The organism is Nocardia brasiliensis IFM 10847 (assembly GCF_000710915.1).
GTDB lineage: Bacteria > Actinomycetota > Actinomycetes > Mycobacteriales > Mycobacteriaceae > Nocardia > Nocardia brasiliensis_A.
Window position 1 is genome coordinate 23,849 of record NZ_BAUA01000060.1, and the last position, 15,809, is coordinate 39,657.

15 protein-coding genes and 1 pseudogene are annotated in these 15,809 nt (G+C 69.1%); 3 read left to right on the forward strand and 13 right to left on the reverse strand.

Annotated elements, in window-relative coordinates; translation table 11 throughout:
* Positions 1-54: 54 nt before the first annotated feature.
* Together NBRGI_RS12355 and NBRGI_RS12360 are read right to left on the reverse strand one after the other, a co-directional pair.
* Entirely contained in the window at positions 55-1,674 is a 1,620-nt protein-coding gene (locus NBRGI_RS12355; protein ID WP_036558711.1) for an AMP-binding protein, read from the reverse strand.
* The gene (locus NBRGI_RS12360) at positions 1,674-2,573 is read right to left on the reverse strand and encodes an SDR family NAD(P)-dependent oxidoreductase (protein ID WP_029895678.1); all 900 of its coding nucleotides are present in this window, start codon (positions 2,571-2,573) and stop codon (positions 1,674-1,676) included. The genes NBRGI_RS12355 and NBRGI_RS12360 overlap by 1 nt, the downstream gene beginning before the upstream one ends.
* Before the next feature lie 404 nt (positions 2,574-2,977).
* Here NBRGI_RS12360 and NBRGI_RS12365 point away from each other — a divergent pair, with 404 nt between their 5' ends.
* The gene (locus NBRGI_RS12365) at positions 2,978-3,946 is read left to right on the forward strand and encodes a 5'-3' exonuclease (protein ID WP_029895680.1); all 969 of its coding nucleotides are present in this window, start codon (positions 2,978-2,980) and stop codon (positions 3,944-3,946) included.
* Positions 3,947-4,097: 151 nt separating this feature from the next.
* Positions 4,098-4,379, forward strand: coding sequence for a hypothetical protein (locus NBRGI_RS12370; protein ID WP_148310791.1), 282 nt, complete (start codon positions 4,098-4,100; stop codon positions 4,377-4,379).
* A 214-nt stretch (positions 4,380-4,593) separates the two neighbouring features.
* Here NBRGI_RS12370 and NBRGI_RS46340 read toward each other — a convergent pair whose 3' ends face one another.
* The 7 genes and pseudogenes from NBRGI_RS46340 to NBRGI_RS12405 all read right to left on the reverse strand — a co-directional run bounded on the left by NBRGI_RS46340 (position 4,594) and on the right by NBRGI_RS12405 (position 12,626).
* Positions 4,594-5,265 carry a DUF4333 domain-containing protein gene (locus tag NBRGI_RS46340; RefSeq protein ID WP_029895684.1) on the reverse strand — a complete coding sequence of 224 codons (672 nt, stop codon included), beginning with the start codon at positions 5,263-5,265 and terminating at the stop codon, positions 4,594-4,596.
* Between the two features lie 199 nt (positions 5,266-5,464).
* Positions 5,465-8,167: a DEAD/DEAH box helicase gene (locus NBRGI_RS12380; protein WP_029895686.1), complete on the reverse strand. Its 2,703-nt coding sequence runs from the start codon at positions 8,165-8,167 to the stop codon at positions 5,465-5,467.
* A 2-nt stretch (positions 8,168-8,169) separates the two neighbouring features.
* Positions 8,170-9,123, reverse strand: coding sequence for a twin-arginine translocase subunit TatC (tatC, locus tag NBRGI_RS12385; protein ID WP_029895688.1), 954 nt, complete (start codon positions 9,121-9,123; stop codon positions 8,170-8,172).
* A gap of 128 nt (positions 9,124-9,251) precedes the next feature.
* Positions 9,252-9,527 (reverse strand): Sec-independent protein translocase subunit TatA, encoded by a 276-nt coding sequence (tatA, locus tag NBRGI_RS12390; protein WP_029895690.1) that lies wholly within the window; start codon positions 9,525-9,527, stop codon positions 9,252-9,254.
* A gap of 112 nt (positions 9,528-9,639) precedes the next feature.
* Positions 9,640-10,651, reverse strand: a pseudogene (locus NBRGI_RS43700) (2-dehydropantoate 2-reductase).
* Positions 10,652-10,662: 11 nt separating this feature from the next.
* A complete protein-coding gene (locus NBRGI_RS12400) occupies positions 10,663-11,634 on the reverse strand; it encodes a helix-turn-helix transcriptional regulator (RefSeq protein WP_029895692.1) in 972 nt (323 codons plus the stop codon).
* Positions 11,631-12,626 (reverse strand): helix-turn-helix transcriptional regulator, encoded by a 996-nt coding sequence (locus NBRGI_RS12405; RefSeq protein ID WP_029895694.1) that lies wholly within the window; start codon positions 12,624-12,626, stop codon positions 11,631-11,633. The genes NBRGI_RS12400 and NBRGI_RS12405 overlap by 4 nt, the downstream gene beginning before the upstream one ends.
* A gap of 87 nt (positions 12,627-12,713) precedes the next feature.
* Here NBRGI_RS12405 and NBRGI_RS12410 point away from each other — a divergent pair, with 87 nt between their 5' ends.
* Complete coding sequence (locus NBRGI_RS12410; protein WP_029895696.1) at positions 12,714-13,022, forward strand: MTH1187 family thiamine-binding protein; 309 nt, start codon at positions 12,714-12,716, stop codon at positions 13,020-13,022.
* 89 nt (positions 13,023-13,111) lie between these two features.
* Here the strand turns inward: NBRGI_RS12410 and NBRGI_RS12415 are convergent, their stop codons facing one another.
* The 4 genes from NBRGI_RS12415 to pafA all read right to left on the reverse strand — a co-directional run bounded on the left by NBRGI_RS12415 (position 13,112) and on the right by pafA (position 15,650).
* Positions 13,112-13,519, reverse strand: a complete 408-nt coding sequence (locus NBRGI_RS12415; RefSeq protein ID WP_235210928.1) for a type II toxin-antitoxin system VapC family toxin — start codon at positions 13,517-13,519, stop codon at positions 13,112-13,114.
* Positions 13,512-13,751 carry a FitA-like ribbon-helix-helix domain-containing protein gene (locus NBRGI_RS12420; protein ID WP_029895700.1) on the reverse strand — a complete coding sequence of 80 codons (240 nt, stop codon included), beginning with the start codon at positions 13,749-13,751 and terminating at the stop codon, positions 13,512-13,514. Before NBRGI_RS12420 ends, NBRGI_RS12415 begins: the two co-directional genes overlap by 8 nt.
* A 60-nt stretch (positions 13,752-13,811) precedes the next feature.
* Positions 13,812-14,189, reverse strand: coding sequence for a nuclear transport factor 2 family protein (locus NBRGI_RS12425; protein ID WP_029895702.1), 378 nt, complete (start codon positions 14,187-14,189; stop codon positions 13,812-13,814).
* Between the two features lie 102 nt (positions 14,190-14,291).
* On the reverse strand, positions 14,292-15,650 hold the full coding sequence (pafA, locus tag NBRGI_RS12430; protein WP_029895704.1) for a Pup--protein ligase: 1,359 nt from the start codon (positions 15,648-15,650) through the stop codon (positions 14,292-14,294).
* Positions 15,651-15,809: the final 159 nt, after the last annotated feature.

A 15,809-nucleotide genomic window follows, 5' to 3' on the forward strand; every position in this document is an offset into this window, starting at 1 on the left:
TTCAGGCGATGCGTTGCGTGATCGCATGGATCTTCTTGCTGCCGCGACAGGTGCTCAGCCGGGCGGCTGGAGCAGCAGCGAGCGCAGCGCAGGACGGTCGACCTTGCCGGACGGATTGCGCGGTATCTCGGCGACGAGCCGGATATCGCGCGGCTGCTGGAACCGGGACACGTTGTGCCGGAGGTATTCCCGGATGTCGTCGACGCTCGGCGCACAACCGGGCTCGGGCACCGCGAAAGCCGCGAGCCGCTGGCCGAATTCGTCGTCGTCCACCCCGATCACCGCGACATCACACAGTTCCGGATGCGCGGCGACGACATCCTCCACCTCCTGGGGATAGACGTTCTCGCCGCCGGACACGATCATGTCGTCCTCGCGGCCCGCGAGGAACAGGCGTCCGTGCGCATCGAGCGAACCGAGGTCACCGCTGTTGATCAGGCCGTCGACCCGGCTCTTGTCCCCGCCGCCGGTGTAACCGGTGAAACCCAGTGCGCTGCCGACGAATACATGCCCGACCACGCCCGGCGGCAAGCGCCGGCCCGCGTCGTCGAGAATGCGCACCTCGGTGCCGAGTACGGGCCGGCCGACCGTCCCCGGGGCGCCGCGCAGGTCCGCCGGCGTGGCCAGCGAACCGATTCCTACCTCGGACGAGCCGTATCCGTTGTACAGCACCTCGCCGAACGCCTCGATGAATTCCGTTGCCAGCGCGGGACGCAACGGCGCGGCACCACACAGCACCACCGACAGCGACGATCGATCGAAACGAGCGCGATCCGCCACCGGGACCGCGAGGATCCGTTGCAACATGACCGGGACCACGGCCAGCATCCGCACCCGATGCTCGGACACCGCGGCCAAAGTGGCGGCCGCGTCGAAGTGGCGCCGCAGGATCAGCTTGCCGCCCAGCGCGATCCCCAACAGCAGCACACCGAGACCGAACCCGTGGAACAGCGGGATCTCCACGGCGACAGCCGCCCCGGTGCGCAACCCGGTGCGGCGCAACAGACTCGTGGCCGTCCCGACGACCGCCGACGCCGCCGGATCGCGGGGTACCCCCTTGGGTGTCCCGGTCGTGCCGGAAGTCAGAATCACCATGCGCCCGGCCCGAACTTGCACCGGCGCGCGCAGACCACGGCGCACCATGGCCGCCACCGAGTCCCCCGCCGCCTCTCGCTCCGCGTAGCAGATCACCACGGGTCCTTCGTATCCCGCGGCGCGCACGACCGGCACGAACTCCGCGTCGCAGAGCACTGCGGCGACAGGTTGCCCCGTCAGCGAGCGGGCGAGCGTCTCCGCGGCGAAACCGGTGTTGAGCAGTACGACGTCCGCGCCGGTGGCCAGCACGCCGAAGAGCCCCGCCGCGTAGTAGCGACTGTTGCGGCACAGCACGGCCACCGCGGCACCCGGGCCGATGCCGTAGTCGGTGCGCAGTCCGCCCGCGATCGCGTCGGCCAGTGCGGACAGCTCGGCGTAGGTGAGCGTGCCCCGCTCGTCGACGACCGCCGTGCGGTCCGGCCAGCGGGCGGCCGAGACCGACAGCAACACAGCGGGATTCGATCCGTTGCGCAGGACCGCGACACCCATCCGGGCAGCGGCCGCCGGGCCGACCGGCCAGACCACCCGCGCCCGCACGAACGCCGCGGCCGCCGCCGGACCGGAGCGCAGCAGGCTCATCACTGCCCACCTCCGAGCGCGGCGTCGGTATCGCGGGTACAGCGCGCCCACACCCGCATGAACAGTGCGGTCGAGCCGGGTAGTACCGCGGAGCCGACCTCGGCGGGGCGTACCCACCACGGCTGGATCGCGCGCGGCCGCCGCACGATCGCCCGCGCCACGATGCCCGCCGCCTCGGCCGGATACAGGCCGGGCAGCATGCGCATGATCGGCGTGGGCGCGCTCATCCGCGTGTAGATCAGCGCCATGTACACGGTGCTCACCGTCACTCCGTCGGCCGCCAATTCCGGTGCGACACTGCGCAACCAGACATCGAAGGCGCCTTTCGACGCCTGATACGCGCCCCAGCGCGGACCCGGCGCGATCCGCACGCCGATCGTGGAGATGTTGACGATCTGACCGCTGCCGCGCTCGCGCATCAGCGGCAGCAGGCCGAGCAGCAGCCGCACCGGACCCAGATAGTTCACCCCGATGGTGCGCTCGAAATCGTGGAACCGGTCGTACTGCAGGTGCAGCGACCGGCGCATCGACTTGCCCGCATTGCTGACGATCACGTCCGGCGCCCCGTGCCGTTCGACGATGGTCTTGATCAACGCCGCGACCGCCGCCTCGTCCGACAGATCCGCCGCGAACGCGAACGCCTGACCACCCGCCGCCTCGATCTCCGCGACGACCTCGTCCAGTCGCTCGGCCGTCCGCGCCACCAGCAGCACGCGGGCACCCGCCGCGGCCAAGCCGCGTGCGGTGGCCGCACCCAACCCGAACGAGGCGCCGGTGACGAGCACCGTCTTGCCGGCGACCGCGGCGCGCAGTTGCCGTTGATCGGACAGCCGGGCGGGATTCACCACGCGGTCGAGGGCCACCCGGGTGACCCGGGCCACCGGATGCAGGTCGCTCACCGGCCCGCCTCCCACGCTCGCCACCGGCTCGAACTCTTTGTCGCCATCGACTCACCCATTCTGAACACGGTTCGAATTGAACTGTGTTCAGAATGGTTGTCACAGATAGATGCTGTCAACCCCTTGCGTGCGGTCTGTCTGGGCCAGCCGATGGCCGGATTTCGGCGCACGACGAGTGCGCCCGAGCGTGACGCACTCCTCCGTCCCGGCCTACCGGAAGGGCTTCGGCGCGGCACATCTCTATGCCGTGTAGCGGGCGGCTGACGGCGAACATCGCGGCGGGGCAGTCCAGCCGACCGGAGTCTGATCGGCAGCGGCCAAGGCCGATACGCACCACGGGCACGAACCCGTCTGGGTCGGTGTTACGCGCTGATTTGTCGGCGTGGGCAGGTAGCGTGACCCGCGTGACTTCTGCTGCGCACTCCGGTGGACCGTTGCTGCTCCTGGACGGAGCGAGCCTGTGGTTCCGTGCTTTTCACGCGATCCCCGAGAAGATCACGGCGGCCGACGGCCGATCCGTGAACGCTTTGCGCGGATTCACCGACATGGTCGCCTCGCTGATCACCAAGCACGCGCCGAGCCGGCTGGTCGTGTGCCTGGACCTGAATTGGCGTCCAGCCTTCCGGGTCGAACTGGTGCCCTCGTACAAGGCGCATCGGCTCGACACCTCCGCCGACGCGGGACCAGGCGCGGAACAGGTCCCCGACACGCTCACCCCGCAGGTCGAGATGATCCTCGAGGTCCTCGCCGCGGCGGGCATCGCGACCGGCGGCGCGGACGGTCTGGAAGCAGACGACGTGCTCGGCACGCTGGCCACCCGCGAACGCACCGACCCGGTGGTCGTCGTCAGCGGTGACCGCGACCTGCTCCAACTCGTGCGTGACACCCCGCAGCCACCCGTGCGCGTGCTCTACGCAGGACGCGGGCTGGCCAAGGCGGAACTGTTCGGTCCCGCTGAGGTCGCCGCGAAATACGGTGTGCCACTGGCGAATGCGGGCCGCGCGTACGCCGACCTCGCGACGCTGCGCGGTGACGCCTCCGACGGCCTGCCCGGCGTGGCGGGCATCGGCGAGAAATCCGCATCCATGCTGATCTCCCGCTTCGGCTCCCTGGAAGCCCTCGTCGCCGCGGTCGAAGACCCCGAAGCCGACCTCGCTCAGGGTGTGCGCGCCAAACTCCGTGCCGCGCAAGAGTATCTGAAGGCCGCCGCCCCGGTCGTCCGCGTCGTCTGCGATGCCGACGTGGAACTCTCTCGCCCCGACACCCTCCCCGCCACCCCCGCCGACCCCGACCGCCTGCACGAACTCGCCAAGACCTACAACGCGGAAAGCCCGATCACCCGCCTCATCACCGCCCTCACCCGCCCCGCCTGAGCCCAGCTTCCCGCACCCCTTCTGCCTCCGCACCCCCTGTGCCATGCCATAGCGGAGTGCGAGAACGCAGAAGGGGTGCGCAAACCGCAGGCGAGCGGCCGGACACAGATATCGGGCTCGGCGGCCGACGGCTCGAGATAGGTTGGGGCGCATGCGAATTGTGTGGGGCTTCGTCATGGCCTCGGCGATGACGGTCGCGGCGGTGCTCGCGGTGGGGATGCTGTGGTTCCTCGCCGAGATCCTGAGCCCGCACCCCGAGTGCGCCACGATTCCCGAGGACGTCGGGCCGTGCGGCCTGTGGGGCCGGATCACCTTCCTGGGTCCCGTGGTGATGACGATCGTCGTCTGCCTCGCGGCGCTCGCCGTGTCGATGCTCGCCGTCGTCGGCGCCGGCGTCGCCGCCGTGGTCCGCAAGCGCCACACCGCCGCCTGAGGCAGTCCTCCTGCGTTCCCGCACCACTTCCGTCTTCCCGCACCCCCTGTGCCATGCCATAGCGCGGCGGATTCACGGGGTGGGTGCGGGAAACGCAGCGGGCCGAACGAGGGCGGAGACTTCGTCCGGCGCTCGGCGCGGAAGGGGCGACCGGGCCCCGGATACGGCTCGGCCGCACGCTCGGCGGAGAGAGCGTGCGGCCGGGCGGGGAGAACTAGTTGGGGCGGCCGACCTCGTAGGTGCCGTCCTCCTTGGTGATCTTGATGGTCACCTTCTTGGCTTCGCCGCTGACCTTGACGTCGCAGGCGAAGGTGGCGTCGACCTTGACCGCCTGACCGGAGGGGCAGCTGACGTCGCTGACGTCCTGGATGCCGTAGGAATCGGAGAGCACCTTCTTGACGCCGTCCTGCACCGCGGCCTGGTCCAGTTTGTCCTGGGCGGTGAGCACCAGGACGAGGGCGACGACGGCGCCGATGACGACCACACCGAGCACCACCAAGCCGATGATCAGGCCCTTGCCCTTACCGCCCTGCGGCGGCTGCTGCCCGGGTTGCTGACCCCACTGCGGCTGACCGGGCTGCTGGCCCCACTGCGGTTGCTGTCCCTGCTGCCAATCCTGCGGCTGCTGCCCCCACTGCTGGCCGGGCTGCGGCTGGCCGGGCTGGCTCCACGGCTGCGCGGGCTGCTGACCCCACTGCGGCTGGCTGGGCTGCTGGCCCCACTGCTGTTGCGGCTGCTGGTCACCCCAGTGCTGGGTCGGCTGCGCCGACGCGGGCGTCTGCGGCTGACCACCCCACTGTTGTCCGGGTGGCTGCTGGCCGCCCCACTGCTGGGTGGGATCGTTGCGCCCCTCCCCGGGTTCGCTGGGTCCAAACGGGCCGCTCATCTGGTTGCCTCCACTCGCATCGTTGTACACACGGTAGCCCCCCGCGTGGGAACCGTCGTATAACTCGACTCCTCCGCCACGGTCGGTACGCGAAAGAAATCAAATCACAATCGAATCCGGTACGCGTAGCTCCCGCCGCCGCCTCGGCTGCGCGCGGGCTGTCGCTTCGCTCTGCGCAGTCTAGGGACCGACTTGCCCGTTATGCGGCATCCACCGCGACGACACCCCGCCGGATCGCTCGCACCGCCTTGGCGGCGGTCGCGGCGACCTCCGGATCGTCGGCGTTGCCGTGGATCTGGTCGAGCAGATCGATGACCTGCCTGCACCAGCGCACGAAATCGCCCGCGGACAGCGGCGCGGCCTGGTCGCCGCTGGCGAGCAACGACTCGGCCAACCCGTCGCCGCGCGCCCACTTGTGCACCCCGGTGACGAAGCCCAGATCGGGCTCTCGGGTAGGCGGCAGTTTGTGCCGGGCCTCGTCGGAACGCAGCTCGCTCCAGACCCGGATGGTCTCGGCGACGGCCCGGCGGATCGGCGCCGTGGGCCCGCTCGCGCCGAGATAGCCGCCGTCCTGGCGCGATTCGAACACCAGAATGGATACGACACCGGCCAGTTCGGCGGGGCCGAGCCCCCGCCACAGCCCTTGCCGCAGGCATTCGGCGACCAGCAGATCGCTCTCGGAGTAGATGCGGGCGAGCCTGCGCCCGTCCGCGGTGACCTCGGAGTCGTGCACGAACCCGCGCTCCTGCAGCAGGCCGAGGATCCGGTCGAAAGTGCGGGCCAGCGAGTTCGTCGTCGCGGCAACCTTCTGGCGCATGGTCTCGGTTTCCCGGAGCAGCCGGTTGTAGCGCTCGCCGATGCGGGCCATCTGCTCCCGGTCCGGACGGGTGTGCGCGGGATGGGAGCGCAGGCTGCGGCGCAGCGTCGCCAGTTCCCGGTCGTCGGCGGCGCCGGACCGCTTGCCGCGACGCGGGCGGCCCGGCGCGGAGATGCCGGTGCTGCGCAGGGCCGAGGCCAGGTCGCGGCGGGCCTGCGCGGTCCGGTGATCGACTCGGCGCGGCAGGCGCATATGGCCCAGCGGTTCGGCCGGCACCGGGAAGTCGGCCACCGAGATCCGGCCCGCCCACTTGTCCGCGGTGAGCACGAGCGGTCGCGGATCGCCCGGCGTCGCATCGGGTTCCAGGATCACCGCGAGCCCGGCGCGCCGTCCGGACGGGATCGCGACCACGTCCCCGCGGCGCAGCGCGACCAGCGCCTCCACGGCGGCGCCGCGCCGGTCGGACCGGCCCTGCTGTTCCAGCTGGCGTTCCCGCTGCTTGATCCGCTCGCGCAACGAAATGTATTCCAGGAAGCCGCCTTCCGTGCCGCCGAGCTGATCGCGCAGCTTGCGCAGCGCGGCCTCGTTGCGTTCGATGCCGCGCACCAGCCCGACCACCGACCGGTCGGCCTGGAACTGGGCGAAGGAACGTTCCAGCAGCGCCCGCGATTCGGCGGCGCCCATCCGGTCGATCAGGTTGATGGACATGTTGTAGCCGGGACGGAACGAACTGCGCAGCGGGTAGGTCCGGGTGGAGGCCAGGCCGGCGACCGCGCTGGTGTCCACCTCGGGCTGCCACAGCACCACCGCGTGCCCCTCGACGTCGATGCCGCGCCGGCCGGCGCGACCGGTCAGCTGGGTATATTCCCCAGGCGTGAGTTCGGCGTGCGACTCGCCGTTGAACTTGACCAGTCGCTCCAGCACCACCGTGCGGGCGGGCATGTTGATGCCGAGAGCCAGTGTCTCCGTGGCGAATACCGCCCGCACCAGCCCGTTGACGAACAGTTCCTCGACGGTGTGCCGGAACGCGGGCAGCATGCCGGCGTGGTGCGCGGCCAGCCCGCGGTGCAGCGCCTCGCGCCACTCCCAATAGCCGAGCACCTCGAGATCGGCCTTGGGCAGATCGCCGGTGTGCTTCTCGATGATGGCGTCGACCTCGGCGCGGTCCTCGTCCCGGCCCAGGTCCAACCGCGACCGCAGGCACTGGGCCAGCGCGCCGTCGCACCCCGCACGGCTGAAGATGAAGGTGATCGCGGGCAGCAGGCCCTCTTCGTCCAGCTTGGCCAGCACCTCGGGGCGCGGCAGCGGCCGGAAGTCGCGCCGCGGCCCGCCACGACCATTGCGCGGACCGCCCCAGCTGTTCGCCCGGTCGGCGAGTTCGCGCTGTTTGATGAACCGCACCAGGTCCTCGTCGACGAGCACCTTCTGATCGGTGGAATCGGTGTCGAACAGGTCGAACATCCGCCGCCCGACCATGACGTGCTGCCACAGCGGCACCGGCCTGGTCTCGTCCACCACCACGGCGGTGTCGCCGCGCACGGTCTCCATCCACGCGCCGAACTCCTCGGCGTTGCTGACCGTCGCGGACAGGCTGACCAGCCGCACGTCCGGCGGCAGGTGCAGGATCACTTCCTCCCACACCGCGCCGCGGAAACGGTCGGCCAGATAGTGCACCTCGTCCATCACCACGTACGACAGGCCGCGCAGCGCGTCCGAGGACGCGTACAGCATGTTGCGCAGCACCTCGGTGGTCATCACGACCACCGGCGCGTCGGAGTTGATCGACTGGTCACCGGTGAGCAGGCCGACGCTTTCGCGGCCGTAGCGCTCGGTGAGGTCGGCGAACTTCTGGTTCGACAGCGCCTTGATCGGCGTGGTGTAGAAGCATTTACCGCCCGCCGCGAGCGCCAGGTGTACCGCGAATTCGCCGACGACCGTCTTGCCGGCGCCGGTGGGCGCGCAGACCAGGACGCTGTGGCCTTCTTCGAGTGCCGCACAGGCGGTGCGCTGGAAGGGATCGAGACTGAATTTCAGCTCGGTGGAGAACTTCGCTAGCTCGCCCGTGTGCGACCGGTGATGTGTCACCGTCAGAGGGTATCGGAGTAGTCCGACATCGAGCGCGCAGTTTTCTCCGGGGGTGTCACGATCGATTCGGCCGGTGCGATCGGCTCCGGGCCACTCACCGCGGACGCCTCCTCGTCGGAGAGCGCGGCCAGACTCTCGGCTTCCTTGCGCGCCTTGCGGATGTCGTTGATCCGGGAGAACTGGATCGCGAACTCGAACAGCACCGTCAGCGCGAACGCCAGCGCGAGCATGGAGAACGGATCCTGCGGCGTCACGATGGCCGCGAACACGAAGAGCCCGAACGTGATTCCGCGCCGCCACGCCTTCAGCCGCTGATAGGTGAGCACCCCGATGAGGTTCAATCCGATGATCAGCAACGGAGTTTCGAAGCTCACGCCGAAGATCACCAGCAGCTGGATGATGAAGCTGAAGTACTGCGAACCGCTGAGCGCGGTGATCTGGACGTTGTTGCCGATCGAGAGCAGGAAGCTCAACGCGTGCGCCACGACCACGTAGGCCAGCACCGCACCGGTGAGGAACAGCACCGTGCCGGTCGAGACGAAACCGACCGCGTACTTGCGTTCCTTGGCGTACAGGCCGGGCGTGATGAACGCCCACAGCTGATACAGCCAGATCGGCGCGGCCAGCACGATGCCCGCCGTCATGCCGACCTTCAAACGCAGGGTGAACTGCTCGAACGGCGCGGTGGCCAGCAGCTTGCAGGAGCCGTCGGGGCTGAGCGCGGCACGCGCCGAATCCGGCAGCGAGCAGTAGGGCCCGCGCAGGATATCGCCCAGACTGGAGACCCCCAGGAAGCCGTATTCGTACCAGATGAATCCCAGCACCGTGGTGACGATGACCGCGGCGATCGAGACCAGCAGCCGGTACCGCAGTTCCTGCAGATGCTCGACCAACGACATGGTGCCGTCGGGGTTGGTCCTGCGCTTGCTGCGCCGGGGATCGAACGGGATTCGCATGGTTGGTGATTGCCCCTGGGTAGGAGTGCCCCGCTCGGCGACGGCGCACTAGGCCCGGAGTGAGTTTCCGCACTCCGCCATGAGCAGGCCGCGCGACCCGGGCCCGCTCCGCATGACTTCGGTCTGACTCAGAGCGACTTCGGCTCGGCGTGGGGCTGCTGCGTGGCCGTCGGCGTCACCGCCTGCGCGGGCGGCAGCTGCTGCGGCTGCGCGGGCTGCGCCGGAGCGGGCGCGTCGGCGTCCTTGGCGTCCTTGCCCTCGTGCTGCATCTGGCTGACCTCGCTCTTGAAGATGCGCAGCGACCGACCCAGGCTGCGGGCCGCGTCGGGCATCCGCTTGGCACCGAAGAACATCACGAAAACGACCGCAATGATCAGCCAGTGCCAGATGCTCAGACTGCCCATGATTAATACCTCCCAAGACTGGTGATGGTTCTGATGCTACCGGAGGGTGACGTGCGCGAACGCCACCGTCCGCCTCGTTTGTCCGGTGTTCAGCCGGGCCCGCGGGGCCGGGTCACCGGATCGCCGCCCGCGCGGCGCGCAGCTGCGCGAGCAGCTCCGGCCCGGTCCACGTGCGACGATCCCCCTGCTCCGCCGCGACGACCAGTTCGATCAGCCGCTGATTGACCGGTGTCGGAAGATCGACCATGGCCCCCAGTCCCACGATTTCCCCACACAGCCAAGAGATTTCGGTCCTGCGCCCCAGAGCCAGATCATCCGCCATGGACGAGCGCGCCATCGGGTCCACGGCGAGCACCTGTCCGAACACCCGCCGGAAGATCGCGTCGGGCACGGTCAGCAGCGCGGCCATGACGCGCGGCGGCACCGGGGTCAGCCGCGCGGGCGCAATTCGCGCTTTGTTCATCACAGTGAGCGCCTCGCGCTGGGTGAGCGCCAGGCAGCGGCGATAGTCCCGGTCGGCGAGCTGTTCGCGCAGCGGGCGCCCGGACAGCGCGTTGATCGGATTGTTCAGATTCAGCAGCAGCTTGGCCCACTGCACCGGGCGCAGGTCCGGGTAGCGGCGCAGCGCCAGCCCGGCCTGCTCGAAGACGCCGAGGAACGGCGCGAGCTCCGGATCGTCCTGCACTGCCAGGCCGCCCTCGGTGCCGCGATGGAATCGGCCGCCCGCGTGCTGCACCACGTTGAACATGACCATGCCCGCCAGCACCACGCAGTGCGGCAGGATCTCCCGGATCACGGTGTCGTTGCCGATCCCGTTCTGCAGACTCAGCACCACGGTGCCCGGGCGGATCTTGCCTGCCAGCTCGCGCACGGCGTCGGCGGTCGCCGCCGACTTCACCGTGACGAGCACCAACTCGGCCGACCCGATATCGTCCGGCTCGGTGGCCACCCGGAACCGGTCGGCCGCCAGCGCGTCGTCACCGCCGTCGAGGTCGGTGAGCCGGATACCGGACGCGGTGATCTCGTCGAGCACCCCGCGGCCGGCCGACGAAGGTGACGTCCGCGCCCGCGACGGCCAGTTTGCCGCCGACGAAGATGCCGATGCTGCCCGCACCGATCACCATGACCCGGCTGGTCACGTCGGCTCGAATCCCGCTGCGGCATAGGCGGCCAGGGCGGCGTTGGAACGTTCGCGCACCGCGGCGACCAGTTCCGGCGGCCCGAGCGCGGTCACCCCGGAGCCGAACCCGAGCAGCAACCGCGCCATCCAGTCCAGGGTGGCGAACCGCATCGTCGCCTCCAGGCTGCCGTCGGCGTGCACCGCGATCCGGTTCATCGGATACTGATCGAGCACCCAGGCGTAGTCGGGGTGAATGCGCAAGCGCGCCAAGGGAACCGCGGGATCGTCCTGGAAGAGGTCGAGCGCGGCGGACTCCTCGGTGGCGTGACTCGGCGGACGCGCCGGCTCGTCGAGCTCGGTGGCGTCCTCGATCCGGTCGAACCGGAACAGGCGCACGCCCTCGGCCTGCCTGCACCAGGCTTGCAGATAACTGTTGTTGTCCACCAGGACGATGCGGATCGGGTCGACCACCCGCTCGGACACCACGTCCCGGCTGGCGGAGTAGTAGACCAGGCGCAAGGCGTGCTGCCGGGCCAGCGCCGAACGCACCGTGGCGACGGCGGGCGCCTCCAGCGGCGGCGTGCGGGTCTGCTCCGGTTCGGCGCCCGAGCCGCCCGCGATCGCCGACTCGATCTTCGCGATGGCGGCGTGCGCCGCGGTCGGATCGACCATGCCCGGCATCTCCACGATCGAACGCAGCGCCACCAGCAGCGCGGTCGCCTCGGTCGAGGTCAGCCGCAGCGGCCGGTCGATGCCCGCGGAGAAGGTGACCTCGATGCTCTCCTCGGAGAACGAGAGATCGATCAGATCACCGGGGCCGTAGCCGGGCAACCCGCACATCCACAGCTGGTTGAGATCGCTCATCAGCTGCTTGGAGGTGACGCCCAGGTCGGCGGCGGCCTCCGCGGCGCTGATGCCGGGATGCGCGATGAAGTACGGGATCATGTTGAGCAGCCGCGAAAGCCGCACGGAAAGCCGGGAATTCACGCGGTGACCTCCGTGCGATCGAACACCGAGCGCAGCCGGTTGACCACGTCGGTGCGCAACTCCTCGGGCGCGAGCACCACCGCGTCCGGGCCCAGGCCGGTGATCAGGCGGGCGATCCAGTCGCGCGAGCGCACCGGCAACTCGACCACCGCGCCGGCCCGGCCGCCGATCGTGCGTTCGCCGGTGATCTGACCGATCCGGCGCAGCTCGCGGCCCCGGCCGTCGGCCACCCACACCGTCGCGGTGCCGCTGACCGGCGCCGAACTGGTCACCTGCGAGACGATCGCGCGCAAGTCGACGCCGTCCGGTTTGCGCACCGTGTTCGCCGGACCGTAGGGCGTGACGTCGTCCCCGATCCGGGACAGGCGGAAGCTGCGCACCGCGTCCCGGTCCCGGTCGTGCCCGACCAGATACCAGCGGCCGTGATGGGTGACCACACCCCACGGTTCCACGTCGCGCATCAAATAGGGGGCGTTGATCGCGCCGCGATGCTCGAACCGCACCGCCTGGCCCGCGTCGATGGCGGCAAGGAGTTTGCCGAGCACCGGTTCGGAGCCGCGGGTGCGGGCCGGGACGGCGGGCACGGCGGCCACCGTGGCGTCGGTCTCCACGTGCACGCCCGCGGCGCGGAGCTTGAGCAGCGCGCCGTCCGCGGCGGCGGCCAGTTCCGGCGACTCCCACATCTGCACGGCCACCGCGACCGCGGCCGCCTCCTCGTCGGACAGATCGATCTCGGGCAGTTCGTAGGCGTCGCGGTTGATCCGGTAGCCCTCCACCGACGAGTACCGGCTCACCGGTCCGATCTCGAGAGGTATGCCCAGGTCACGCAGTTCGTTCTTGTCCCGCTCGAACATTCGGCTGAACGCCTCGTCGCTGACGGAATCCTCGTACCCCGCGACGCTGTCCCGAATCCGCTCCGCGGTCAGGAACTGCCGGGTCGACAGCAGCGCGATGACCAGATTCATCAGCCGCTCGACCTTGGATATCGCCACCCGATAGAGGGTAATGGGCGGCATGCCGACCGTGCGCGGCGGCGCGCGATTCCTCGCTCACAGAAACCCCCGGGCACTATGGAGGACATGATCATCGCGTTTTCTGTGACGCCGCTCGGGACCGGCGTCGACGTGGGCCGGGCGGTCGCGGAGGCGGTCCGCGTGGTGCGCGCCAGCGGCCTGCCCAACCGCACCGATGCCATGTTCACCACCGTCGAGGGCGAATGGGACGAGGTGATGGCCGTGGTCAAAGCGGCCACCGACGCCGTCATCGCCGTCGCCCCCCGCTGCAGCCTGGTCCTCAAAGCCGATATCCGCCCCGGCGTCACCGACGCCATGACCGCCAAGATCGCCACCGTAGAGCGCTACTTGGCCGAAGACGAGCTCAGCCGCTGATCAGCGAACGCTCGAGGACCACTGGCCTTCGCGAAAGACAATGGCCGCATCGGCCCCCGACCGATGCGGCGGGCGGACCCAGCCTCCACTCAGGACGAGATCAGCTGAACCCGGCATGGCAGGCCCGGCGCATTGCTGAGCCTCGCGTCGGAGGTGAGCAACGGTATGCCGAGCGTTGCAGCCAGCGCGACATACAGTCCGTCGTAGTACGAGACGGTGTGCCGACATTGCCAAGCCTGCGCTGCGAGCGGCCCGTGATGCGCATAGCGCTCATCGATCAGTATCTTCGCCAGCCGAATTCCGGTCAGGGCCTCATCCGAGGTGATCTTCGCCTGCCGTTCGGCCTTGCGGAAAACACTTCCGACTTCCGCGTCGATGAGATGCGGCGCATGGCAGATCGATCCCGAAATACGTTTGGCGAGTGCGACCCCCACCGCATCGGTCCGCAACAGCGCATCCGCCATCGCGGACGCGTCAACGACGAATTCTTCACTCACCCCGCAGCTCCCGAAGTGTTTCGACCACGAAATCACCTTCGACGCCGGGGGACGGGTCCCGTGCCATCACCTCGCGGAATTCGGCTAACGCCTGCTGTTTGACACGTCGCCGAGCGAGCGAACTGACCTCTCGACGCATGTATGCCTGCAGTGACATCCCCGCCTCGGCCGCAGCGGCACGAAGCGCTTCCGCGTCCTCTTCGGAGATATCACGAACCTGAATAGTCGCCATAGTGGCATGGTAGCGTCAAATCGGCGCAACTTCAGTTGTATTACCGCGCCGAAGACGAGCTCAGCCGGTGATCTCGGTTTGCTGGTAGAGGGCCAGTTTCCATTCGCCGCCGGCGCGGAGGTAGACGCTGGACATGAGGCCGGTGAAGGCGGGGGTGTCGGCGTCGCGGTAGGCGAGGCCGGTGTAGACGAGGATTTTGCTGTGCACGCCGACGTCGACCAGGCGCGGGTCGCGGATCTCGTAGGTGCGCCAGGGCGGTGAATCCCGCAGGGCGGCAACGACTCCGGGGCGGTCCAGGATCATGCCGTTGGCGAGCACCATGACGGCGTCGCCGGTCATCAGGGCACCGTAGAAGTCGGCGCCGGTGCTGTCGCAGAGCGAGTCCCAGCCCTTCCGCTCGACGGCGAGCAGCTCGTTCAAGAGTTCGGTATCTGCCATGCCTCCACGGTAGGCACGATCGGCGCGCGCGACATCACCGCTCGTCAGCGCCGAGGTCCGACGGCGACCGAGACCCGACGGATCGGGTTCGGTCGCCCCGTTCTACATGGAGGCGATCAGCCGGTCCACGCGTTCGTCGACCGAGCGGAACGGATCCTTGCACAGGACCGTGCGCTGCGCCTGGTCGTTCAACTTGAGGTGCACCCAGTCGACGGTGAAGTCGCGCCCCGCCTCCTGTGCCGCGGTGATGAAATCGCCGCGCAGCTTGGCCCGGGTGGTCTGCGGCGGGGTGTCGACCGCGGCGTCCACGGCCTCGTCCTCGGTGATCCGCTTGGCCAGCCCCTTGCGCTGCAGCAGGTCGAACACGCCGCGGCCGCGCTTGATGTCGTGGTAGGCCAGGTCCAGCTGGGCGATCTTCGGATCGGACAGCTCCATGCTGTAGCGATCCTGGTAGCGCTGGAACAGTTTGCGCTTGATCACCCAGTCGATCTCGGTGTCCACCTTGGCGAAGTCCTGCGCCTCGACCGCGTCCAGCGTGCGGCCCCACAGGTCGACGACCTGGTCGATCTGCGGATCCCGGTCCCGGTTGCGCAGATGCTCGACCGCGCGGGCGTAGTACTCGCGCTGGATGTCGAGGGCACTGGCCTGCCGGCCGCCCGCCAGGCGCACTGGACGGCGACCGGTCAGGTCGTGACTGACCTCACGGATCGCGCGAATCGGGTTGTCCAGGGCGAAGTCACGGAACGAGACGCCCGCCTCGATCATCTCCAGCACCAGGGCCGCGGTGCCGACCTTGAGCATGGTGGTGGTCTCGGCCATGTTCGAATCGCCCACGATGACGTGCAGGCGGCGGTACTTCTCCGCGTCCGCGTGCGGCTCGTCGCGGGTGTTGATGATCGGCCGCGAGCGGGTGGTCGCCGAGGAGACGCCCTCCCAGATGTGCTCGGCCCGCTGCGACAGGCAGAACGTGGCCGCCTTCGGCGTCTGCAGGATCTTGCCCGCGCCGCAGATCAACTGGCGGGTGACCAGGAACGGCAGCAACACGTCGGAGATCCTGGAGAACTCGCCCGCACGCACCACGCAGAAGTTCTCGTGGCAGCCGTAGGAGTTGCCCGCGGAGTCGGTGTTGTTCTTGAAAAGGTAGATGTCGCCGCCGATGCCTTCTTCGGCGAGCCGCTGCTCGGCGTCGATCAACAACTCTTCGAGGACCCGCTCGCCTGCTCGGTCGTGGGTCACCAATTGGTGCAGGCTGTCGCATTCGGCAGTCGCGTACTCCGGATGGGACCCGACATCCAAGTAGAGCCGAGCACCGTTGCGGAGGAACACGTTCGAGCTACGGCCCCAGGACACCACCCGGCGGAAAAGATACCGGGCCACCTCGTCGGGGGACAGCCGACGGTGACCGTGGAAGGTGCATGTCACACCGAACTCGGTCTCGATCCCCATGATTCGTCGCTGCACACTATCGACATTACAGCCATGTCATGCACTCGCGTGGGGCTGCGGACAACACGAACGCATACGGGTTCACAACGATTCGGCCCGTTATGCCCGGTTCGCTCCGAGCTCGGACCCGACTCGGGCCCGTAGCGGCGCTTGTCCGCTACGGGCCCGATACCG